The organism is Mucilaginibacter sp. P5_A6, from assembly GCF_056400585.1.
On record NZ_JBFUKZ010000025.1, the window covers coordinates 100360 to 125518 of the forward strand.

The 25159-nt window shown below is 40.0% G+C and carries 16 protein-coding genes and 1 other RNA gene; 2 read left to right on the forward strand and 15 right to left on the reverse strand.

Annotated elements, in window-relative coordinates; genetic code table 11:
- Window positions 1–518 precede the first annotated feature (518 nt).
- Both AC1DO4_RS22800 and AC1DO4_RS22805 read right to left on the reverse strand, forming a co-directional pair.
- Window positions 519–4724 carry a hybrid sensor histidine kinase/response regulator transcription factor gene (locus tag AC1DO4_RS22800; RefSeq protein WP_477419872.1) on the reverse strand — a complete coding sequence of 1402 codons (4206 nt, stop codon included), beginning with the start codon at window positions 4722–4724 and terminating at the stop codon, window positions 519–521.
- A 379-nt stretch (window positions 4725–5103) separates the two neighbouring features.
- Window positions 5104–6783, reverse strand: a complete 1680-nt coding sequence (locus AC1DO4_RS22805; RefSeq protein ID WP_477419873.1) for a cellulase family glycosylhydrolase — start codon at window positions 6781–6783, stop codon at window positions 5104–5106.
- Between the two features lie 1001 nt (window positions 6784–7784).
- On the opposite strand from AC1DO4_RS22805, the gene AC1DO4_RS22810 reads away from it, so the two are divergent.
- Entirely contained in the window at window positions 7785–10910 is a 3126-nt protein-coding gene (locus AC1DO4_RS22810) for a SusC/RagA family TonB-linked outer membrane protein (protein WP_477419874.1), read from the forward strand.
- A gap of 23 nt (window positions 10911–10933) precedes the next feature.
- Complete coding sequence (locus AC1DO4_RS22815; RefSeq protein ID WP_477419875.1) at window positions 10934–12538, forward strand: RagB/SusD family nutrient uptake outer membrane protein; 1605 nt, start codon at window positions 10934–10936, stop codon at window positions 12536–12538.
- A gap of 93 nt (window positions 12539–12631) precedes the next feature.
- Here the strand turns inward: AC1DO4_RS22815 and AC1DO4_RS22820 are convergent, their stop codons facing one another.
- The 13 genes from AC1DO4_RS22820 to AC1DO4_RS22880 all read right to left on the reverse strand — a co-directional run.
- Window positions 12632–13282: a TetR/AcrR family transcriptional regulator gene (locus AC1DO4_RS22820; protein WP_477419876.1), complete on the reverse strand. Its 651-nt coding sequence runs from the start codon at window positions 13280–13282 to the stop codon at window positions 12632–12634.
- 380 nt (window positions 13283–13662) lie between these two features.
- Window positions 13663–14925: an NAD(P)/FAD-dependent oxidoreductase gene (locus tag AC1DO4_RS22825; RefSeq protein ID WP_477419877.1), complete on the reverse strand. Its 1263-nt coding sequence runs from the start codon at window positions 14923–14925 to the stop codon at window positions 13663–13665.
- A gap of 13 nt (window positions 14926–14938) precedes the next feature.
- Entirely contained in the window at window positions 14939–16255 is a 1317-nt protein-coding gene (locus tag AC1DO4_RS22830; protein WP_477419878.1) for a TolC family protein, read from the reverse strand.
- A 13-nt stretch (window positions 16256–16268) separates the two neighbouring features.
- Complete coding sequence (locus AC1DO4_RS22835) at window positions 16269–19361, reverse strand: efflux RND transporter permease subunit (RefSeq protein WP_477419879.1); 3093 nt, start codon at window positions 19359–19361, stop codon at window positions 16269–16271.
- A 7-nt stretch (window positions 19362–19368) separates the two neighbouring features.
- Entirely contained in the window at window positions 19369–20418 is a 1050-nt protein-coding gene (locus tag AC1DO4_RS22840) for an efflux RND transporter periplasmic adaptor subunit (RefSeq protein ID WP_477419880.1), read from the reverse strand.
- A gap of 16 nt (window positions 20419–20434) precedes the next feature.
- On the reverse strand, window positions 20435–20842 hold the full coding sequence (locus tag AC1DO4_RS22845; RefSeq protein WP_477419881.1) for a hypothetical protein: 408 nt from the start codon (window positions 20840–20842) through the stop codon (window positions 20435–20437).
- Window positions 20843–21148: 306 nt separating this feature from the next.
- A complete protein-coding gene (locus AC1DO4_RS22850) occupies window positions 21149–21709 on the reverse strand; it encodes a Crp/Fnr family transcriptional regulator (protein ID WP_477419882.1) in 561 nt (186 codons plus the stop codon).
- Window positions 21710–22300: 591 nt separating this feature from the next.
- A complete protein-coding gene (locus AC1DO4_RS22855; protein WP_477419883.1) occupies window positions 22301–22495 on the reverse strand; it encodes a hypothetical protein in 195 nt (64 codons plus the stop codon).
- A gap of 233 nt (window positions 22496–22728) precedes the next feature.
- Window positions 22729–23096: a transfer-messenger RNA gene (ssrA, locus tag AC1DO4_RS22860) on the reverse strand.
- A 183-nt stretch (window positions 23097–23279) separates the two neighbouring features.
- Complete coding sequence (locus AC1DO4_RS22865; protein WP_477419884.1) at window positions 23280–23537, reverse strand: hypothetical protein; 258 nt, start codon at window positions 23535–23537, stop codon at window positions 23280–23282.
- A gap of 37 nt (window positions 23538–23574) precedes the next feature.
- Window positions 23575–24198, reverse strand: a complete 624-nt coding sequence (locus tag AC1DO4_RS22870) for a hypothetical protein (protein WP_477419885.1) — start codon at window positions 24196–24198, stop codon at window positions 23575–23577.
- A 1-nt stretch (window position 24199) separates the two neighbouring features.
- Window positions 24200–24682 carry an RNA polymerase sigma factor gene (locus tag AC1DO4_RS22875; RefSeq protein ID WP_477419886.1) on the reverse strand — a complete coding sequence of 161 codons (483 nt, stop codon included), beginning with the start codon at window positions 24680–24682 and terminating at the stop codon, window positions 24200–24202.
- 247 nt (window positions 24683–24929) lie between these two features.
- A partial coding sequence (locus AC1DO4_RS22880; RefSeq protein WP_477419887.1) for a hypothetical protein occupies window positions 24930–25159 on the reverse strand: 230 nt, incomplete at its 5' end.

Consider the following 25159-nt stretch of genomic DNA (forward strand, 5'->3'; position numbering starts at 1 on the left):
ATGGTTCTTCTTTCATTCATAATTATTTTGTTATCATATCTTTTTGAATAACCCAAGACTCAAAAACAACCTTTGGAAACTACTTTATTGTTAGTTTCTTCACATGAAACGGCTGCCCGAACAATCAGTTAAAAAACTTCAGGTACAGCCAGACGCATGCTTACTAATTCAAAAAAAAGTTAACTGTTGGTCCTATTGGTAATTGGTGGAACATTGTATAAAAGCAACATCTTTAAATACATTACTTTGAATTTATATTCCGGGGGATGAAACTATGATAACTCAAAAAAAGAGAAGTGGCAGAGTTGAACAAAAATATAGACCAAATGTTCAAACAAACACAATGCACTGTAAATGAGTATACTACAAACAACAAACGGAGCTATTATACCTTGTATGCCCATGAAAACTTAATAATAATTCACAACCCATGACTTCAGTGCACCAGGCTTTTGCAGACTATAGGATAATATTTGGAGCCAAGTTATGGCTAACTGCCTTAAGCGATATGGAAGCTATTATTCTTCAGCTTCGGATAGTTTCTTTTGGCGGATAGAACTGATATAGGCAGAGGGAAGGGTATTATACTCATCCTTGAATAGTTTGGTAAAATATTTGGGGGTGTTGAAGCCGACTTCATAGCAAATCTGGCTAATGGTCATCTGGCTATTCTCGAGCAAATACACTGCTTTTTTTAGCCTTATGGAACGAATGAACTCGACAGGTGATTTACCAGTAAGCATCAAAACCTTATTATAAAGCGATCCGCGGCTCATGTTCATCTGGCGGCTTAATTCTTCTACCGAAAGGCTATCGTTTAAAATATTAAGTTCTATATACTCTACTATACTCCTTAACAGTTTCTCATCTTCATTTTGTAAAGGTGTTTCCTGCAATTGCACATCCATTTGCTTTTTATATGTCCGTTTATAGGTATCCCGCAGGGTAAGGATATTTTTGATTTTTGAAAGAAGTATTTCGAAATTAAATGGTTTTGTCATGTAGTCATTTGCACCAATTTGCAAACCCTTTACTTGTTCCGCCTCAGCCGTCAATGCGGTTAGCAATACAACCGGAATGTGCGACGTGCGCTTATCACTCTTTAGTTTTTTGCACAATTCAATACCTGTCATCTCGGGCATACTGATATCACTTACGATAATATCCGGATGCTGCGAAAGCGCCTTTTGCCAGCCTTCTCTTCCGTTTGAAGCTTCGATTAAAAAAAATATGTCCTTTAAATTGTCCTTCAGATAAAAACGAAAATCATCGTTATCCTCAACTAAAAGAACCACCGGCATTTTATTTRCAAACTGCTGTTTGGGTAAAGCTTTATTTTCAATATGGCTGACGTCGTTCAGATTTTCATCATCAACTTCAACTTCATCTTCGGCTAATAGATCCATTTCGGGCCCGGTATAAATAACAAGCGGCAGTTTGATGATAAAACAACTGCCATGATCCAGCTCACTTTCCACGGTTATTTCCCCTCCATGCATCTTCACAAACTCACGTGTTATTGCAAGACCGATGCCACTGCCCTGGTTAATCATCGACACGGGAATATCGTGCTGAAAAAAACGCTCGAAAATTTTATTATGTTTTTCATGCGGAATGCCAATACCTGTATCGATCACTTTTATTTCAAGAGAGGCATCACTATCGCTCCGCTTATCCACATTAAGCAAAACGCTTACCTGACCACCGGCCGGAGTAAATTTAAAGGCATTTGATATTAGGTTAAACAATATCCTTTCTATCTTATCATGATCAAAACTGGTAAACATGGAATCAATCGTAGTATCAAACACAAAATCAATCTCTTTTTCTTCGGCAATATCTGTAAATGACAGGCTTATCTCGCTGATGAACTTCACAATATCTCCCGGCTTGGTATGCAGTTTCAACTCCTGAACTTCCATCTTCCTAAAATCGAGCAGCTGATTTACCAGGTTTAATAATCGCCTGGCATTTTTTCTTATCATATTCAGCTGTTGTTTCTGTTCCTGATCTGCACGGGTAAGCATTTTATCAACCGGCGCCATGATCAATGATAGCGGCGTTCTGAACTCGTGGCTTACATTCGTCAAAAATTTAGTTTTCAGTTGGTCAAGCTCATGCATACGTTTAACCTCCTGGCGCTCCTGTTCAATTAATAATTTTGCTTCCTGCTTTTCCTTTTCAGCAGTGAATTGTCTTCTTATTTTTTGTATTCCCCTACGCCGGATAAACAAAAGAATACCAATAAACAGTACCGAGTAAATGATAAAGGCGAGGGTCGATTTCCAGAATGGCGGCAGTATTTTAATCCTTAACGAAATATAATTCGGATTCCACACGCCCCCGGAATTGGATGCCCGCACCATAAATACATAATCTCCCCCATCCAGGTTAGTATAATTAGCTTTTCGTGTTCTGTTATCTGCGTTTACCCACCCTTTGTCGAAACCCTCCAGCATGTACTGATATTTTACTTTACCGGAATTGAAAAAATCAAGGGCGGCAAATTCTATCGAGAAGACATTTTCGCTGTGATTAAGTACGATGCTGTGTGTTAACGATATGGCCTTTGAGAGTACCACATGCCCGTTAATAGCCTCATTGGCTGATATACTCTTATTGAATAACTGAAAATCGGTAAATATTAATTGCGGCTTATTGGTATTGAGTTCTAAGCTTGCGGGATCAAAAATATTAAAGCCATCAACACCTCCAAATATCAACTCGCCCCTGTGTGTTTTTAAAGCAGAATTCATATTAAATTCACGGCCCTGCAAACCATCCATTTCGTCAAAGTTTTCGAAGTGAAAATTAAAACCATTTGCCTTTGGCGTTAAGGTGACATGGCTTAAACCATTTGAGGTGCTCAACCACATCGCTCCCTTATTATCTTCCAGTGTTTTCGATATTGAATTTGCCGGGAGCCCATTTTTTTTTGTCAGCGATGTAAAAATATTTGTCTTTGGATTGAAAACACTTAACCCGCCTGATGTGGCTATCCACATCAAACCACGGCTATCTTCGTTAATACTGTTTATGGTATTGTCGACTAAATTATTTGCGTCGCTGCCATTTGAGATGTAATGAGTTACCCCTTTCCCATTTTTTAATATTACATCTACACCAAAATATCCTCCGGTCCATATATTGCCACGCTTATCCTCAAACATTGCTGTTATCATCGGAGACCTGATGTCGCGCTGTTTAAAAGGATGATAAAATATTTTTTTTGAACGGTCGAAAATTTCAAGCCCTCCGGCAAACGTCCCTATCCATAAACGGTGCGAAGAATCTTCCAGAATGCTCCATACCCTGTCATCAGCTACACTGGTGGCTAATTTATCATTGTGTTTGTAATGGGTAAATGTGGTTCCGTCAAAACTGTCCAGACCGCCAAAATAGGTTCCTATCCATAATTTTTGATCATGATCAACACATAAGTCAACAATAATATCATTACTCAGGCTATTTGTGTTTCCCGGATCATGTTTATATTGTGTAAACCTGCCTGTTGTACGGTTAAAATAAATGAGACCGCCCCCATTGGTGCCAATCCACAGGTTTCCGTGCTTATCTTCTATAAATTTGTAAACATCGTTAAAACTTAAACTACCAGGATCTGAGGCAAAATGCCTGTAGAGCGGAAACCTGATGATATTTTTATGATAATAACTTATTCCCTTTTTAAAAGTACCGGCCCACATAATACCGAAGATATCTTTATAGAGGAATACACTGTTTTGCCTTAATGATGTGGGGTCATCTTCCCGGTTTAGCAGATAAGTAATTTTGAAATCCTTTTTATCCAGTACATTTATGCCCCCGTGATCGGCGGCAATCCATATCAGGCCATCATCGGCCTGAACAATACCGCTAATTACCTTCGCGTTTAACTTTGCTCCGGCCGATTCCTTATCAATATGCCGCAAAGCCCCTGTTGAAGGCCTGTAGTAAAATACACCAGATTCCTCATAAAATGCGTAAAGCCACAAATCATTATCGCGGTCAACCATTAAAGAATAATTCCCATTTTTATTATTTGTTGCCTTATTAAAGGCATCCGTATGGTAGCTAATTTTATTAAGGTTAATATCAAACAGCTCCACTATGCCATCACTATAAACTATCCATACATTGCCTTTAGCATCAGTAGTGATGTCTGCAACGGAACTTGAGTATAAAGCCGGGGTGGAAAGATTGCTATGATAATAGTGTTTTGTTTGCTTGCTTATGGCATTGTACCTGTAAATACCTGAATCGGGGAACAAAAACCAAAAGTCTGCCGAGCCAGACTGCACTATTTTAGAGATGTAGGGATAAGCAGGAAGTTTTAAAGAACGGAGCAAAGGCGGCATATCACTGTTAAACTGTTCCGTTTCGGGATCATAAAAACAATACCCATTACGGGTTGATATCCATATTTTTTTATCAGGACCTTCAAAAACCTTGTTTATAAAATCATCACTAACAGAGTTTTTATTATTGCGGTCATGCTTAAATACTTTAAAGGTGTAACCATCATAACGGTTGAGGCCCGATGCAGTGCCAAACCACATAAAGCCTTTAGAATCTTTTAATATACAATTAACCTGGTTGTGTGAAAGACCATTGGCGATATCGAGGTGCGAAAACCGGTACTGGCTGCTTTGCCCAAAAGCATTTGCACATATCGAGATTAATGTAACTGTAAGGAGATAGTAATATTTTATGCGAATAGAGATCATTATAGGAACCCAAAATCAACAAATTGATTTTAAAAGCCAGTACACTAAAGTAATATAAATATTACTTAAACAGGCAATTTATTATAAATAAATGGACATGCAGTAGTTACCTCAACCGGTTAAAGCTTGAGTTAATTTTAACAAAAAATGCGCCCGGTATCTCACCTCCGGAGCGCACTAACTAATCTGTTAACTCAACTAAATCAAAGCCCCTTATGAGCTTTAATGTCTTTTAAAACTAGCCTAATGGCATTGGTTTAAATTGCCTGGTACCAGTGTCGTGTCAATGATTAAGTGACGGTAGTGTTAAGCCGGAAAAAGACAAATTTCGCCTTGGGGCTTCCCACTAAAGACTGTTGACGCGACGTTAGTTTATATTTTATATTTTCACAAACGCCCATTGCTGGTTTTTGCCCCCAACGTAATCTGATTRATCCACCACGCCGCCATTTTTGAGCGAAGATTGTTTAACTTCAAGGGCTTTTCCGCTATTTACATTGATAATTTTAAAGTATCCATTGTCGGTTGGCTGAACTAACCACTTTTGATTATTCCCGCCTGTGCCTGTGTAATCCCATAAATCTGCGATACCTCCGTTAGAGCCAGACCAGCCATATATTTCCAAACACTTCCCGCTTACGTGCATAGGTGTTAACAGGTAGCTGCTGCCTCCGGCAGATTGCACTTTAAATTGCTGGTTTGTTCCGGCTAAATAATCCCATTGATCTGCCGCTGTTTGATTAGCAGTACCCCAGCCGGCAAACTCCAAAGCTTTAAAACTGTATCTGTTAACAATCTGATACACACTTCCAACCTGAATTCCAGGGGATGAGGCAGTTTGCGTTCCCTGCACAAGCGCGGCTAACTGCTGTTTATCATTTACAGCGTACGTCGACCTGTCGATGATCGACCCGGTGTCCCATAAAAATGGAAGGATACCGTCTGCCAATGCCTGGTGTATGAGGTAATTATACCAGTACGCCCTGGAAGCAACGTGAAGATCATAGGCATCTCCTGTAAGCGACCGGCGCCCTGCTGCAAATTCTCCCAGTACAACCGGGATGCCATGGTCAACAAACTTCGTCTTCATCGACTGGAAATATCCATTGAGGTCCGACTCTTCGCCATAGGTGGCGTTGCGTGTAGGATCGGTGGTGGAGTGATATCCCGCGCCCCAATAATAAAACATGTTGCCCCATGACGCGTCTCCGTCCATCAAACAAAAATTGTAAGGAGTGTAGTAATGAACTTCAACCATCATGCGATTTGACGCCGCATCTGAGGGAAGGGTGTTCATCAGGTTGTTTGTTTTTACAATATCTGTGCTTGGCCCCTGGATAACCAAAGTTCTGTAACTGTTGTGCCCGCCCGTTGATCTTACAGCGTTGATAAAAGTTTGATGATAAGAAAGCAGAATGCTCATCTCTGTTGCATCTGAAGCGGGAGGTTCGTTCGCGCTGGCAAAAAGCAGGTGTTCGTCAAAACCACGCAATTGTGTTGCAATTTGCTCCCAAAGTGCCTTTTGTTTGGCATTAACGGCAGCCTGCGCTGTGGTTGTAATATTGGCATCCAACCATCCGCCGTCCCAATGTATATTTAATATCACATACAAACCGTCGTTAACACAGTATTGCACAACCTGCTGCACACGGCTAAGCCAGGCCGGATCTATTTTTGCAGTTGTTGAATCTGGCACATGTGACCAATTCCAATTACAAGGAATCCGTATAGCGGTAAAGCCGCTTTGTTTTACCTTATCAATAAACGCCTGGGTAATCATGGGAGCCCCCCACCCCTGTTCATTATTAGGGGCCTCCATTGTGTTGCCAATATTAAATCCTAACTGGATTCTAGAAGCGATCTGAGCAGCGGTACTGGATACGCCAGTTTGATCGGGCGGCAGTGGCGAAATGTTGTAACTCGGATAACTGGTTGCGGTCAACGTTTTAGTACTCGTTTTAGCAAGCGGCTTAACGGCCGAACTGGGAGTTTCCTGTTTGTGGCATCCCGACGCCGCCAGGATGATGGCGATACTGAAAAAATAGTTTAGTGTTCTCATATAGAATGTAAAATTGGTTTCTTGTAAAAAAGACCAAGGAAACGAAATACGCACCGTCATTCATGGATGAAACAGATCTATCGACTGCCCAATCGTCTGATCGGATACATCCAGTATGTTCATTGTCAATAATGGCTGTCACGCTTTCCATAACAAGAAACAAAAATGGCTGTCTTAACTTCGAACGCTCTTTGGTTTGTTTAATTGATTTGCCAAAAATATAGATGTGCAGAAACGGAGAACGGGTACAAAAGTGAATAAATAGGGTACGAAATGTTCAAATTGAAATTATTACTTATAGGTAAGCCAATTAATCACATCAAAAGATTTAAGTGTAACATTGTTTAGCCAACAATACCATTTTTGCCCAAATGAAAAGAATCCATTCAATAATTAAAGATTTTTTATTGGTTAGCAAATCAAACAGTAGGTAAGAAACCGTAGCTTGTATTAAGCACCTCGCCCATCAACACAATCAATCGGAAACAGTTCAGTTAATTGATTTAAAATATAACTTCCTTATCTATAAACCATTGCAATCCCTTGCACATTTGGTCTATATTTTTATTCATTTCTACCCCCTACTTTTTGTTAAGTAACCATAGTTTCAACCCTTGGAATATCACTTCAATGCGGTGCATTTGAAATGCTGATATTGAACAATATTCCACCAATTACCAGTTGAACCAGCACCTATTTATTTTTCAACTTAGCGGACAGCTGAGGCTCTGTTTAAAGTTTTTATTGATATGTTAAAAAATTCACTGAAGGACTGTGATAAGCCTTTTTATATCGAAGTTTCGCAATCGATTGCAAGCTTAAAAACGTTAACTAATTTATTTATATCACAAAAATTTCTCCGGTTATCGCCGATAAGATGGGAGGAGCATCCAAATGCACCTCCGGCTTATAACAGCGCAACGTGTGGGGCCCAATCTCCTACAGCCAGATATTCTAAACCTTAATAATCAGCCAATTTGTTTCACTTAAATTAAAAATTCATGAAAAGAAAACTATTTACACAACTCCTGATTTTTGTCGGGATAACCTTATCAATTATAATGATAAGTTTACCCGGCTTTTCGCAAACGGGGAAAATTACCGGCAAAGTGTTGGATAAGGACGACGGATTGCCTCTGCCCGGCGTATCTGTCAAAGTAAAAGGGAAACCCGAGGTTACGGGTACAAATTCGGAAGGTGTCTATTCCATAAACGCTGCCTCGGGCAGTACGCTGATATTCTCTTTTGTTGGTTACGATCAAAAAGAAATTGTTGTTCCTTCATCAGGCGCACTTAACGTGGTTTTATCAAAAAGTACGAATAACCTGAACGAAGTAGTAGTAATAGGATATGGAACCTCCCGCAAAAAAGACCTGGTAGGTGCTGTTAATGTGGTAAATTCGAAAGATGCCGGCGCCAATACATCACTAAGCCCTGCACAACTGATAATAGGAAAGGCCCCCGGCGTTCAGGTAGTGCCGACAAATGGTGTGCCGGGCTCAACTGCGAAAATTATTGTACGTGGTGTGGGTTCTTTCACCGATGTTAGCCCGTTGTACGTTATTGATGGCATACAGGGTAGTGAAGGCTTGTTCAATAGCATTAGCCCACAAGATATTGAGAATATTACCATATTAAAAGACGCAGCTTCTACAGCAATATATGGCGTTGCCGGTGCTAACGGTGTTGTAATCATTACAACAAAAAAAGGTAAAACAGGCGCTCCTCAAATATCGTTTACCTCGCAGGTAGGTTTTGCAACCATACCTAAAAAGCTCGATCTGCTGAAAGCTGCTGATTATGTAAAGCTCCTTAAAGATATTGATGTTACCAACAATAATCCCACACCGGTAAAACTTGCCACACCATATGTTTTGGTTGACAGGAATGACTGGCAAAACCAAATTTTTAAAACAGCTTTATCAACACAAAATGACATAAGTGTAAGCGGCGGAAGTGATAAGATTATATATAATATGTCGGCAGGATACGTAACACAACAAGCCACAGTTAAGGATTATCAATTAAAAAGGTTTAATAACCGGTTTACATTAGAAGAAAAATTAGGCCGTTTTCGCTTCGGGCAAACCTTAAATTTGAGGTATACCAAAACGGAGGGAATTATGGCAGGCATAGGTAACGCGCTTCAATACGCGCCTTATCAACCCATTTATGATTCTTCAATTCGGGGCGGTTATTCCATCCTTACCAATATAGATGATGACAGCAATGCAGTAAATCCATTAGAGGACTTAGGCGTAAAAACGCAAAGCGGCCATGAACTGATATTATTTCCGCAAGTATTTGGAGAAGTAAGAATTATAAATGGTTTAACCTTCAGGTCACAAGCGTCATTACAATATGGCAGCAGTGTGAGCAATTCTTATAATATACCCTACGTAACTGCCAATAAACTGTCTTTCGACCGGCAAGCGGGCCGTAGTTTTAACGACTACTCCAGTTACACCATTGAAAATTATTTTTCCTATAACCATACCTTTGGTAAACACAATATTTCGTTAACAGCAGGTACAAGTTATAAAGACGCGGGTAGCAGTAGCTTTGTTAATCTAACAGGTACCGGTATGCTGACCGATGAAGTAAGGGACATATCCGTAGCCACAAAAATTACCCCCGCAAGTTCATCTGGTTATGCCAATGGGGCTGGCATAGAACAGTCTTACTATGGACGTTTGATTTATTCTTACGACGATAAGTATATTCTTTCGGCCAGTTTAAGGCGCGACGGGTCTTCTAACTTTCCCAAGGCAAACCGTTACGGCAATTTTCCGGGCGCGGGCTTTGCATGGCGCTTCAGTCAGGAAGATTTCGTAAAAGCAGCCCTTCCATTCATCAGTGATGGTAAACTTCGCTTAGGATGGGGACGTACCGGTAACAACAGGATCTCTCTTACCGCCAGTGATGTGTATACCTTTAATGGATCGACTGCGGGAAACCTGGCGTATTCCTTTGGCAGGAATGAGCAATTTGTTAGCGGCACAACACTTACAACTATAGGAAACGGGTTATTACACTGGGAAACAACCGACCAAACCGATGCGGGGATCGATCTGGGTTTTCTCAACAACAGAATAACTTTTAATGCCGATTATTACAACAGAAAAAGCAGTGGGTTATTAGTTAATATACCCGTACCGCCAAGTTTAGGTATAGGGATAAATACAGGCGGCAGTTCCCAGACTGTTAACGCGGCGGATGCACAAAATAAAGGTTTTGAATTTCAGTTAGGTTACCATTCTGAGGTTAAAAGTGATTTTAGCTATAACATAAGTGTTAACGGTGCTTTTAATAGTAATAAAACAATATCGTTAGGCACCCAATCGCCGACTCCAATTGTGGGCGGGACAGGTGTTGCAGAAACATTGACCCAGCCGGGTAGCCCTATCGGGGCATATTATGGTTATAAGGTTGATCATGTAGCCAAAGACCAGGCCGAAATTGACGCATTAAATGCAAAAGCACAACAGAAGGCCGGCAATCAGACTGCGGTTTACCAGAGTGGATTAAAACCCGGCGACTTTATATTTAAGGATCTGACAGGCGACGGAACCGTCGATTCAAAAGACCAGCAGGTTTTGGGGAGCGCAATTCCAAAGTTTATGTATGGAATTAACATAGGTGCTAATTACCATAATTTCGATCTTAATGTAGTGTTGTCAGGTGTGCAGGGTGTGCAAATTGGAAATGATCTGAGGTCCAGTTTGGAGTTTGCAGGAACAGGCCACAATGCCTCAACCGCCATATTAAACAGGTGGCAAAAGCCTGGAGACAATGCTGTTCTACCACGAGCTGGACAGAATGCCAATGGATCCGGAAATTTAAGGCCATCAGATTTCTTTATAGACAACGGCGCCTATTTACGTGCCCGTAATATCACACTGGGTTATACTTTTGGCAAAACCACTTTGCGATCGTTTTCAGGTAATGTTTTAAGCAGACTGCGCGTATATATTGCTGCGGAAAATTTATTTACCATAACGGGCTATAAAGGGTATGACCCCGAAATAGGCTCAGACGGGGGCGATCTTATTTTTAACCGCAATATAGATCGCGGCCAGGTTCCGCAGCCGCGTACAATTTTATTCGGGATACAAGCAGGATTTTAAGTAACATTTTGAAAGATATAATTATGAAAAGATTTATGAAATTCCTTATGACGGGAGGCTTGTTGGTTCTCTCGATAGGGTGTAAAAAAGATTTGAGTTTGGTTAATAAAAGTGCGTACACTTCTGATACGTATTTTACCAGCGATGTTGCCTTAAACGAGGCCGTTGTAGCCACTTACGCAGGTTTGCTGCATAATGGCATGTGGGCACGCGAGTGGTATTTTACTTTTGATCTGCTTGGCTATGATGCCAAAAACAATCAGCCCCTTGTAGGTGATTTGCTGCAATTAGCACAGTACAATTTTGGCCCCGACCAAAACCAGGCGGGTCAGATGTGGTCGGCATTATACCAAATAATAGCGCGTGCCAATGTGGTTATTGACCGTACGCAGGCATGGAAACCGGATCCGCTTAAACCTACAGAGGCAACGGACCAAACGCAATATATTGCCGAGGCTAAATTTCTGCGGGCTTATGCTTATTTTCAATTAGTTAATTTGTACGGCCGGGTACCACTCCGCACCCACTACATAACGCTGCCAACACCTGCAGATATTAACGCACCAAGATCACCTGTTGCCGCTGTTTGGGCGTTTATTGAACAGGATTTGAAAGATGCTGAAGCAGGCCTTCCTCTTTCCTATGCTGCTGAAAGTTTCGGACGTGCTACACAAGGGGCTGCGGTGGCGCTTTTGGGTAAATCATATTTATATGAAAAAAAATGGGCCCTGGCACAAACAGAACTTACCAAGTTAACCAAGGCGCCTTTCAGTTATTCGCTTGCACCGGTTTATAACGATCTGTTTGATGATCCGAAGCAGAATGATGCTACTGCGAATCCTGAAACCATTTTCCAGGTGATGAATCAGAAATGGACAGACTGGGGCGTAGGTAACCAATATTACGTTTTTGGAGGACAGGAAACCTGGGGCGGAAAAGCAACACACTCAGACCGTGCGCAGGAATACGGCTTTAATGATTGGAACAACGTACATATAACTACAACCGCTGTTAAGGCTTTTACCTATCCTAACCCGCAAAACCCGGCTGCAAATTACGTAGACCCCCGCGCAGCTTTCACCTTTTATGGCGATGCTACAAGTGGCGGGCAAACACAATATTGTCAGCAATGTTCTGGGGGACCTGTAGATTTTCCCTTCGCTTCAAAAGGGTACGAATGGCTTAAATATGAATATTATAACAAGCAATCATCTTTTGGCGGTCCGCAAAGTGGTATAAACGGCCAGGTAATACGCTATGCTGATGTTTTGCTTATGCTGGCAGAAAGCTATATACAGCAGAGTAACACAGGTGCCGAGCCATTAGCTTTAATTAACCAGGTACGTAACAGGGCAAGTGTTAAAGCACCACTTTATACCTCGCTGGGTAGCCAATTAGATGCTATGAACATCCTGATGCGTGAAAGGCAGTTGGAACTAACCGGCGAACAAAGCCGCTATTTTGACTTGATACGTTGGGGCATTGCAAAGCAAACAATAAATGCTGAAAGGAAGATTGAGGACGGTACACAGCCGTTTCAAGATAAAAATGTGTTGTTACCAATACCTTTAGCCGAGAAGAATGCCAACTCTGCCGTAGCTAAAGATGTTTCCGGGGATTGGAATTAAATTGATATGTTAATAATATAATTGATAAAGAGTCTGCGACAGTAGTGTTGCAGACTCTTTTTATTTAAACTCATATTGAGGAAGTAATGATAGCTAATGGTCCCAGAAAAGCCTGTCTTCATAATTGCTTAAAAGCATAAGGTCGCGCTGGTTTTTATATGCATTTACAACGTCCATTCCAGTTTCGGTCACTATTCCGCCTATTAAACAGGCAAATAATTCATCTGCTGGTTTACTTTTATGATTGGTTGCGGGAAATACCACCGGATTTGATATGATGGCTAAGCTTTCGAGAAAGAACTTTGTTATCACATCGATATCAAAATCGTTGCGGTATAAGCCTGATTTCATGCCACGTTCTATACTTGATTTAACGATTTGATGAATGAACTCAGCTTTATGACCCTTAAATTTTTCATAGGCTAATTCATGATTTTTTTCGAGATCATAAACGATGGCAGGATTTAAAATATTGTAAAGCGCCATTGCGTATACCAGCAAAAAATACAACTCAATAATTGCATCATCACTTTTTGCAATGAGAATCCTACAGCGAAAGATGTTTTCATCTATTGCCTTATCTACAAATGTCTCTACCAATGAATCTTTATTGGAGTAAAATTGATAAATTGTTTTTTTACTGATCCTTAGATCAGATGCAATATCATCCATACTAATGCTACGAATACCGTAACGGCTAAAAAGGGTATGCACTTTGTCGGCTATTTTTTTTGAGGTGTCCATTGTTTAGGAAATAACTATTTAAATGCTATCTAAAAAATATAAATATCAAGTTTGAAGCCAGGCGATATAAAAATATCCGATTGACCCGCGTTGATTTTACTTTCGATATCAAGCGTCCTATTATGGTAAATTTAAATTCTATTTGTTTTTCGCCGGTATAAAATACCGAATAGTAGATGATACTAATTATGCAGATGAACATAACGCCGTGTGTAAATCCAAATATCATTTTCATAATTGTCTTGTTTAGTCTGTACTTAAATGTGTTTTAATTAGCTGCATTGTAGCATGTACAAAAAAAGGGGATTAAACACTATATTGATTTAAGATATCTTAAAAAAAGCATGACAGAAAGCGAAAAAATTCATAGCTAAATCCTTTTAATTATGATTTAAATCATTTTTTGGCCGGATGATTAATCTTAAGGTGGGGTCATTTGTTATCAAGCTCCAGAACCAATTGTAGGCGAGTTTAACTTTGTTGCCGAATCCCACGATTGGGATGATATGAACAAATAACCAAACAAACCACGCAGGCAATCCTTTAAAAAACGACTTCGGTAAATCAACTACAGCCTTGTATTTCGAGATAATTGCCATACTTCCTTTGTTTTTATATTTGAATGCTTTTAACGCTTGTCCGGATTGTAATTGCTTAAGATTTGAGGCGAGGTGAATCCCTTGCTGAATAGCAACCTGTGCAAGTTGCGGGTGCCCGTTTGGATAATCCACATCTGTTGTTTGAAGGCATTGATCGCCGATTGCAAAAATATTTTGTGTGCCCTGTACCTTATTGAATTCATCAACTATAATTCGCTTGCCACGGCTTATACATACATCAGGTAGTCCGGGCACTTTCCGTGCAATAACACCAGATGCCCAAACCAGCGTTGCTGCCGGGATACACTCTCCTGTGGAAAGGATTATATTTCCATCAACATAGTCCTTAACGGCAGTATTTAATTTTATCTGTACACCTAATTTATTTAATACCTTGTAAGCCTCTGCCTGCGATTTTGCGCTCATCGGACCGAGCAAGGCATTTCCCGAGCTAATCAAATAAATATTGGCGTTCGTGTTTTTAAGCTCAGGATAATCTTTATTAATAAGTGAATAAATCATTTCCGCCAACATACCGGAAACTTCCACACCTGTTGGCCCTCCCCCCGAAATAACAATATTCTGCAGTTTTAACTTATCGGCCGGATCATTTGTTCTCACGGCTTTCTCAGCATTCAACAATAAATGGTTGCGAAGATGAATCGCATCATCAATTGTCTTCATGGGCAATGCATGCTTTTTTATATTTTCCAATCCCCTATAATCGGTCTCCGTTCCCATTGCAAGTATTAAACAATCATAATATAAATCGCCATTCGACGTCTCAATTTTGTTGCTTGATGCTTCAATCATTTTCAATTCACCGAGGTGAAAACGAAGGTTTTCTTTGTTTTGGAACATTCTTCTGAATGGGTAACTTATATTCGAGGCTTCGATAAAAGCCGTAGACACCTGGTAAAGCAGGGGCGGAAAAAGGTGATAATTATTCTTATCGACAAGCGTGATATCAATTAATTGATTTCCCGCAAGTTGCTTTGCCAGATTGAGGCCCGCAAATCCACCTCCAATGATTACTATTTTCATATGATTTTTCTTTTTATTGGCCTGTCAGGATTTTCAGATCTGAAATTGCTATCAAATAAGACAACTGTGCGGCATACATATCGGCTTCGGATTTTGCTAAGAAAGACTTTGTATTAAGCAAATCAGTTTTTACGTTAAGACCGGCAGCCTGCTTGTTTTCTTGTATTTTTAGTTCCTCCTTTTGGTAGGAAACAACCTTTTGCGCAACGCTGATAAGCGTCTGTGTCTGATTAATTTTCCTATAGGCCTTTTCAATATCATTATTTACCTGCTGCTGGGTATTAAGAATATTCTCTTCAGATTGCTTTAGCTGAAACTGTCTCTGTTTTACTATCTTTTTGTTTAAAAAAAGATCCTGCAGGTTCCATTTCAGGTTTAAACCTATATATGGGTTGTTGGAAGGTACTATAGCGCTTCCGAATACATAAGAATAGCCGCCAACCAAACCTATATCCGGTATATTACCTTGCCTGGCTGCTTTTATTCCCAATAAAGCTTTCGATTTGTTCAGGTTAGCTATTTGTAAGTCGGCGTTTGAACCAGATGCTACGTTCTTATACACGTCTAAACCATCTACCTGTTGTACAGTCGGCTCAGCCTCTGCAAGCTTTAATGAACCCGCATTTACGCCGGTTATATTAACCAGATCACCCATATAATCCTGAATCTGTATATTTATTTTCAGGACGTTTTGTTCTTCGTCGGCGATATTAGCCTGCAATCCTATTTTATCTGCACTGGTTGTTTTACCGGCTATTAAAGCATTTTCAACATCTGTAAATCTTGACTTAGCCAGGGCCAGCTTTGCCTCCGCTTCATCCAGTTGTTTTTGTAAAATCAACGTTCCGTAATAAAGCTTTACTATTGCCTGCTTTATTTGCAACGACGTTTTGAATCTTTCCTTTTCGGTTAATATCTCGTCCGTTTTATCTACTTTCAGTAAAGTGCTGATTTTGGACTGCTGGCTGATGGGCTGATAAACCGATAATCCGGCGCCATAATTATCGTGTTTACCTACTCTAAAAGTTTCGTCGGTGTTAGGATTTGATTCCAGCGTGCCTTTGGGAATCGTGATTTCTCCCAAATTGAAAACATGTTGATAGTTACCATTCAAGGTAGGTGTAGGATACCTCTTGATTTCGTCTTCTTTAGTTTTCTCCTGCTTTTCCTTAATTTCCCACTGTTTTATTGTTAATACGTGATTATTCTTTAACGCAGAATCTTGTAATTGTTCCAATGTATAAGATTCTGTATTTTGAGCATGCAACTGGGTACTGCGGCATAAGAAAATAAATAACGGCAGTAAAAGGCATTTTATAATTTTTTTCATTTTACGGTTGGTTTTAATTTTTTTCTAAATTGATCGGTTTTGGCTTTATCCAGGCAATGTATAGCACAGGGACACTGATTAAGGCCATAACCATGCTCCATACCACGCCAAATGCCAGTACACTTGCAAGGGGCGCCCACATTGCAGATCCTGATATGATCATGGGCAACACACCAATCGCTGCTGCCATGGCAGTAAGAAAGATGGGCCTTAAGCGCCTTTTCCCTGATTCTATAGCCGCTGCTTTTAAATCAAGTCCATGTTTCATCAATTCATGGGTATGGTCTACCAGGATGATTGCATTACGTACTACAATTCCCGAAAGTGCTATCAAACCAATAAAAGATGTGAAACTGAAGTAGTTTCCGGTGATATAGAGGCCCATGATGGCGCCAAACAAACTTAACGGTATCGTAAGCATCACTATCGCCGCCTCTTTGAGGTCGCGGAATTGAAAAAGAAGGATAAAAAATATCAGCACAAGGCTTACAAGCAATGCGGCAACTAATTGACCCAATGCTTCTTTTTTGTTAAAATCTTCGCCGCCATAATCGATGCGATATCCGTTGGGCAGTTGTAGTTTGGCTATCTCGGGCTGTATAGCTGCCAATAATTCTGACGGCAGAACCTCTTGTGTTGTTTCGCTTTGCACAGTAAGCGTCCTGACACCGTTGCGGTGCATAATGCGGCCGGTTTGCCAGCGAGGTGTCAAATCTGCAATTTGTCTTAGCGGGACATCAGCGCCGGTAACAGGGGATCTCAAATAAATATTCTGGAGATCATCAGTGGTCTGCCTGTTTTTTGCATCCAGTCTAAATACAATATTAACCGGATTATTGCCTTCATAAATGGTAGAAATAGCAGCGCCGCTAAATCCGGTGTACACTGATTGAGAGATACCGGTAGTAGTATAGCCCAGGCGGCTGGCTTCTTCTTTTAATTTTATCCCTATTCCATAATAATCTTCTGCAAAATCGCTTCTCACAAAACGACTGCCTTTCGCTTTTTTAATAATGTCACTTACCTGTGTTCCAATAGATTTCAAATGATCAATATCCTCCCCGATAATTCTAACTTCTACCGGTGCTTTTAGCGATGAACCTTGTTGCATCAATTTAACATAGGTTGTGCCCTCTGGTATTAATTTATCCACTTTGCCGCTTAATTCCTCGGCGAGTTCGTCAGTAGTCTTTTCTGTGGTAGTGTTAATAAGTATCTGTGCGTAATTGTTTGTGGGGAATTCCGGAGAGAAATTATAATAGAACCTTGGAGAGGCAGTACCCGAAAATGTTGCATAAGACACTATTCTTTTGTCGTTTTTCAACAATGCTTCCACCCTTAAAATGGCCTCATGGGTCTTTTCTAATTTTGTACCGGTAGGCATCCATAGTTCTACAACAAACTGGCTCCTTTCTGCCGCCGGGAAAAATTGTTGCCTTATTCCCTTTGCAAACAGTAACAATGCAAATACAATAGGCACTAAACTGCTTATGATAGTTATCTTTGGATGATTGACGCACCAATCTAAAAGCTTGTTATACCCATTCTGCATTAAGTCCAGCAATGATTTTCTTTGTTTCTTTTTAGTTGTTTCTTCTTCGGCAGCATCGCTTTTCTGGTGCAACCCTTTTTTGATAAAAGTGAAACAAAGCATTGGGGTTAATACCATTGCTACTAAAAATGATGATGCAAGGGCTACAGCTACTGTTATAGGCAATGCGAAAATAAATTCACCCACAGTTCCCCGTAACAAAATCATCGGCATAAATGAAGCAATGATGGTAACAGTTGCAGCAAGTACGGGCACTACCAGATCATTGGCGCTTCTCCATGCTGCGGTAGCCCTGTCAACGCCTTCATCTAACAGTTCTACATAATTGTCGGCAATTACGATAGCATCATCCACTACCATTCCCAAAACGAGGATCAGCGCGGCCAGCGAAACCTGGTGCAATTCGATCCCCAATGCATGCATTATGGCATAGGTTACCGCAACGGTCATCGGGATTGCCATAGCTGCAACAGTAGCAATACGTAAGGGCAAAAGCAATACAACCACTACGATCACTGATACGATGGCCAAAAAGAATTCCCGGATGAAATGCGATATGTTTTCGTCAACCACCTGGGGCTGATTAACAACGGTGGTGATTTTGATATCGGATGGTATCACTTTTCTGGCTTCTTCAATCTTGCCGGTTATTTCTTTACCAAATTGCACGATGTTATTGCCTTCCTGCATCTGAACCGAGAGGATCACAGCTTTGTTGCCATTAACTGCAATGATATTATCCGGATCAGCATAATCCCTGGTTAGGGTGGCTACATCTCCCAGCTTTGCAACAGAACCCGATTGGGACGTGCCAACTACCTGATTGGACAAGTCTGTTTCGGTATTATAGTAGCCATTGGTGTAAAGCGGCGTTTTGTTGCTGCTTGTTTTAACCTCTCCGGTTGGATTAATGTTGTTTTGAGATTGGAGGAGCTTTACAACCTGCTGGGCGTTAACCCCATATTGTGACATTTTCTCTGAGTTGGATGACACCACAATTTCCTCTTGCTGTTCGCCTATCCGCTTTATTTTTGAAGCAGCGGGTATAGTGCGCAGATAATCTTCCAATCTTTGAGCATAATGTTTTAATTCTTCGTAGCTGGCGGTTTTGCTTTCCAACCCGATTACCAGGGCTTCAGTGTCGCCGAAATCCGAGTTTACAATAGGCCCTTTAACACCGTCCGGTAAATCAATTTGCTTTGAGACCAAAAGCTGGTGGCGAAGCTTACTCCAAAATATGTCGGGTTGTTTTACACGCTCGGTAAGCTCAACGTTAACTACCACTATGCCATCCTTTGTAGTAGAATATGTTTTTGATTTATCTACCTCTTCATATTGAAAAAGATATTGTTCCAGTTTTTTTGTAACCTGGTCTTCCACCTGTGTGGAGTTAGCTCCCGGGAAAGATGCAATGACTAAGCCCTGGCGGATGGTAATTTTAGGATCCTCCCTGCGTGGCATATTCAATAGGGAATTTACACCAACCGCAAAAAGCAATAGCAATACCGATAATGTAACTTGCTTATACTTGAGCGATGCTTTTATAATATTCATTTCAGTTTTATTTATTGGTTATAGAAATTGATGAACCGTCAGACAATCTTTTCTGGCCGCTGGTAACCACCACTTCGCCGTCAATAAGCCCCGAAATAATTTCAATTTTGTTATCAAACATATTACCCAGGCTTATTCTGCGCTTAAATACCTTATCCTGTGTTTTATCCAGCACAAAAACGTAGCTCTGATTGGCCAAATCCTGTTGAATGCATTCTGCCGGTAATAATATCATCTGCTTTTTTTCTGTGGTAGCAATCTTTGCCTCGGCAATCATTCCTGGYCGGATGAGCAATTCCGGGTTATCCAGTTCAATCTTAATGGTGAAAGCCCTGGATGTAGCATCGGCCGCTGAGCCAACTTCAATTACTTTTCCTGTGAATACCTTATCGAGTGAGGAAATATTAATCTTGCTGATTTGCCCAATCTTTACTTCATGCAGTTCCGCCTCCGGAACATAGGCCAGCACTTTTACCTTTTTGATATCTGCTATAACAAACAACGGGGTACCTGCACCCACAATCTCACCTATTTCAGTTTGTTTTTTGAGCAATACGCCGCTTATCGGCGAATACAACCTGGTATCTGATAGATTTTTTTGTTGTAACTGTTGCTGAAGTTTTGCCTGTTGTAAATTGAACCCTACTTTGGAAAAGTCGCTTTCACTTAAACTGCCTCTGTCATGTAATATGTTTAAGCGGTTAAATTCGTCAGTTGCGGTACTAACCTGTACGTCGGCTGTACCCTTGGCAATGGAATAATTAGTTGGATCCAGGCTGGCAACCAATTGTCCTTTTGCAATATTTTCTCCTTCTTTACTGGAGATATAGTTGATTTTGCCACCCACCATAAAACTAAGCCTCACGGTGGCATTACCTTCGATGTTTCCGCTGACAGATACCTCTTTGGCAATGATAGCGGCATGAACGACCTCTGTTCTGACTGCAAAAATTGAAGGCGCTCTTTCTGCGGCATTTTTATCTTTGCTTTTGCAGCCCGGCAGGAAAAGCAGGGCCGGCAAAAATAGGACTGGTATAAGTTTTTTATTTCTTTTCATATTATGTTATTTTTTATTATTCTGTGAAAAATTGTTCTTGTATTTGTATTTCGTTTATATCAAAAAAATGAAGTATGCTTTTTACTTTCTCAATAAAATCTCCGTTGCCCGAAAGGATGAAATCCATGCGTTTCATTGTGTTGGCGTTCAGAACAGCTTCAATCTCCTCGTTTGGGAATAATGTTGGGCCTTCAATTTCTTTGGAGATATAGCTTACATATAAGTGAGTGAGAAAACGTCTCTCCAGAATTTGCAGTTCTTTTTGGAATGTGTGTTGCTTGTTTACAGAGAAATAAAGCAGCGAGACCTGCTGACACTTTTGGTCAGTCAATTTGAACTTGATAGCAGGAAAGATGGATGCTATCCCTATGTCATCTGTTATAAATATATAATGGATCCCCATTTCTTTAATATCCTTATGCATTGGCGAAAAATTTCTAATGCAAAGGAAGGCAAGAAGAATGAGGCTACTTTTAAGATATCTTAAAAAATGAAAAGGGCATGCAAATAGATGTGCCAACTTTTGGCATACTTAAATTCGGGAATGATTAAATGTTATCCCTGGCTTTTAGACATTTAACGATTTGAGAAAAAAATGTAAATGACGAGCTGGAGAATACTATTGAAACCAGTCAATTATAGTCGGATCTTGCAAAAGATGTTTGATTGCCAACGGACACCTTTGCTATAAATCCGCTGTAATGATTTTATAGTGTACTGTTTTAAAAAATCATTTCTGGCCCCTAATAACACTAAGGGTTTGTTGGGTGATCCCTAAATACGAAGCTATATGTCCAAGCGGAACCCTTAATAAAATATTGGAGTAATTGTCTATCATGGATTGATAGCGTTGTTCTGCCGTTTGAAATTGCAATGCAAAAAGTTTGTCCGAAAATTGTTTTATTGTCTCGACGGATACCATAAAAACAAAACTTTTAAAAGCATCAATCTGGTTAAATAAATCATTAAATTCTTTGACTTGAATAGTCCTTAACGTCGTTTCTTCAAGAACTTCTCTGCCATAGGGGTCTATTTTGTTAAAATAAACACTCTCCAAGGACATTGTGAAGGCGTTTTCGTCGAAAAAGAAATGGGTAATGTCTTTTCCATCTTTATTGTAAAAAGTTCTGAGCATACCCTTTTCAATAAAATGAACTTTTTGAGAGCGGTTACCCGGGTCGGCCAACAAAGTTCCTTTGGAATGAAACTCCCGCCTGAAAGCGGCATCAATTGCCTGGCTTTCTTCGTCGCTAAGCTTTATTTTGGTATTAATATATTGGGTCAATTCCATATGTCCCTTAGCAATAAAGTTTAATTTGGAGCAAATATACCATGTAAATTAATGATTACATGGTAAAAATAACATAATTATTGTTTTAGAAATACTGATTATCCTTGAAAATCAAATTGCCTGAAGGTTAAAATATTTTTGATTGTTATCCCAGATATTCTAATCCCTTTTGGAGCTTTGTTTCAAGTAATAGTCGGATAAGGCGTCTTTGTTTTGTCTACTCATTTCCATTAAAACAACCTATCAACAGGCAGTCCCCAATTAATAAAATAGAACTCAAATTCGCTAATAAACAGATGGTCAATTTCCTTTACACGTATATCATTAATTTTGTATTTCCACTGCATAAAATCTTGTGTGTGTGTGTTAGCGTAGTTTCATACCTGATAACTGTGGCAGGCGCAAACTCCTGATTTACCAAAGCGGCTACTTTGCGGTTATGTTCTTTAAATACGTCAATCAGCATAACGGGCTTTTCAGTTTTGCCAAGAAACCGGTTTTTGATTTTTTCCGCTGTAAGTTCTTCACCACAGTCCTTTAAGTAGCGGATCGTATCATTAATCCTTAGTTCGACATCATTAAGGGCTAGGTTTAATTTGTAGACCGCCTCGGCTTTGCCTTTGGCTCTTTCTTCGCTTGGATTCCAGAGCTTCGACTGAATTTTTGACCTGTTGCCAATTCAGCACGCTGTCCATCGCAAGTGATCCGTAAATAAACCGGGACCTTTTCTTCTTTTGAATTCGTCCTCTTTTTTAGATAAAAGAGAACAGMCACATTTTTGATCATAAAAAGCTTTTAAAAAGTTAAACAGAATCATCTTTACAGCATATTTTTTTAAGATCTTCAATCGTTGAACATATTGCTTATCAATTAGTTAAAGATACCATGGTGAGCACTCGTTTAGAAATTAGGTGCTCACCAAAATGTCCGTTCATTGGTGAGCAAATGACACCAAAATGCACACAAAAAACCCCTCAAACGTAGCGCTTGAAGGGTTTTAGTGGTGTTTGATACCGTTTTAGTGGAGCCGGAGGGATTCGAACCCTCGTCCAAACATGGTATAAGGTAAGCTTTCTACATGCTTAGCTGCTGTTTAATTGTAGGGAAGGGGAAGGTCAGCCGCATACCTGTACCGTCTTCCTTAGGTGCTTTATCTCGCCTGCTATGCACACCTTAAGCAGGCCAGTTCCATTTTTCGATGCCCCGGTTGCCGATCCAATGAAACGCAAAACCGGCGGGACAAAAGCTATTTAATTCTAAATTAAGCAGCTAAGGCGTAGTTATTTTCGCCATTTGTAAGTTTGAGCGTTCTGATTTAAGCGCTAATTCACCCAACGCGCTGCATGCTTACCTACTTATCTCCATCCTGTCAATTCCGGTCGACCCCATTTTTTTTGAGTTCGCAATTGCCGGTGGGCAGTTTGCAGTTAAGGGTACAAATATAAGTAAAAAAGCCGGCAAGTTGATGATAAACCAAAAATATTGATGGGCCGTAAAGCCCATTTTAATCCCGAAAACCTACTGATTTATGTTCAAAAAAATGGTTAATTATCCACAATAAATGCCAGAATTATCCAGAAAAAACTATAAAAATCCACATTTTATCGGGGTATTTTTTTTGAACCAAATTACTACCGTTGCCCGCCCCTCCGTACCACTCTCCTGCCCTCTTCGCCCACCTAATATCTCCCTCCGGAACACCTTCCAGGTACCAATGGAACTCAGAAATTTCTTTCCTCTTTTTCATCCTCCGTCCTCCCTCCGTCTTCACCCCAAGTTCCATCTCAAATCCAACGTTGCAAAAAGCAGGCACAAGTTTTTTTTGCATCTAATCTTTTTGGTTCAATGTCTACGGATCAGGATTGCTAACTTTCTAAATGTTTCAAATTTGCCTCAAGCGATTTTAGCTTTTTAAAGAATTTAACTTTGTAATACCAATGCCCACCTATAAGTGATATAGCAGTTGCAAGTGCGCAGGTTATAAAAATGGTTTGTGGGGATGGATGCCAATAAGTAATAAATAGTTTAATAACAGCATAATAGAATGCCGGATATAAAAACAGGTAAATAATGTTAAACATCAAATAAAATCTTTTGAAAGCTGCAATAGTTTGTTTAAGGGTTACCTTTACATTGTCGCTATTGTATATAGTAAATATCTGTTCCTGCCTTTTATAACCCCATACAGTAACCATACAATAAAGCACCATTATAACCAGGTATGCAACAGACGCCACAACGCCGGCCAGCCCGTGCAGGTAAATACCTTTAATTAGTGTAATAAGGAAAAACGCCGCCAGTACAGCAATAAAAATTTGGATAATAAGCTTGCTGGTTTTACTCCAATAAATACTTTTGGAGTGTAGCTGGCCCAATGTGTCTGTTGTGTTCATAATAATTTGTTCTAATTTTTCTGGTGAAATTTTCTGTTGTTGAAATTCCTTATCCTGGATAGTGTTCCAGTGCGCTTTAAATTCGTCCAGTTCCATATTATCCGTTGTTTACAATTATTCTCAGTTTGGTACGTATTTTATTTAGGTTGAACCCAATGTTGGATTCGGAAAGCCCCATAACTTCGCCGATCTCCCTGTAGCTGTAATCGTCCATATACAACATGGTAATGGCCCGTTCCACCTCTGGTAGGTTTTTTATAGCTTTATACATCCGGAGTACCTGTTCATTTTCTTCTTTATTGTCTATAGCAGCTATCTCAAACGCATTATCGTCAAATGCGGCAAATTTTTCGCGTTTCGTTTCTTTTCTAAGCCGGGTTATAGCATTATTAAGCGCTATACGGTAAATCCATGTTGAAATTTTTGAGTCGCCGTTAAATGAGCCATAGGCCCGCCAAAGCTGTAATACGATGTCTTGAAAAAGGTCCTCTTTATCTTCGCGACTATTGCAATACATATTGCAAACCTTTAAAATCAGGCCCTGGTTATTGGTTATTAATAAAACAAATTGCTCTTTCAATTAATGATATTTATACAATTAGTCGCATGGGGTTGCAAAACCTTAGCGAATGTTAAAATTAATTTTTTGTAAGCAGGTATTTAGCTTTTCTAAAGGACCACATATTTATTTACATTTTTAAGTCGTTCAGAAAACAGGTCTTCCCCCCTTTAGCGCAAGTCTTGTGCGTCGGAAATGTGTGCAGATGACTTGTGATTTTTTTTAAATTTAGCTGGGACCGTCCTGACACGCGTTCCCTTTTTTGTGGTTATTGGAGTCTGGCTAGAAGGTCGGTCGCGGCGGATAAAAACAGCGTGCCATTCAATACTTCATCACTGTTGTTTAAGTTTTCTCTAATTACATTAATTGATAACTCAATATTTTTAATTGCTGTCATACGTTCTCCGATACAAGCATTGCTTAATCCAAGAGACATCAACCATTTACCGATCGTCATATCATTTACTCTAATAACTGACCTCCGGGCTTGTATTCCTT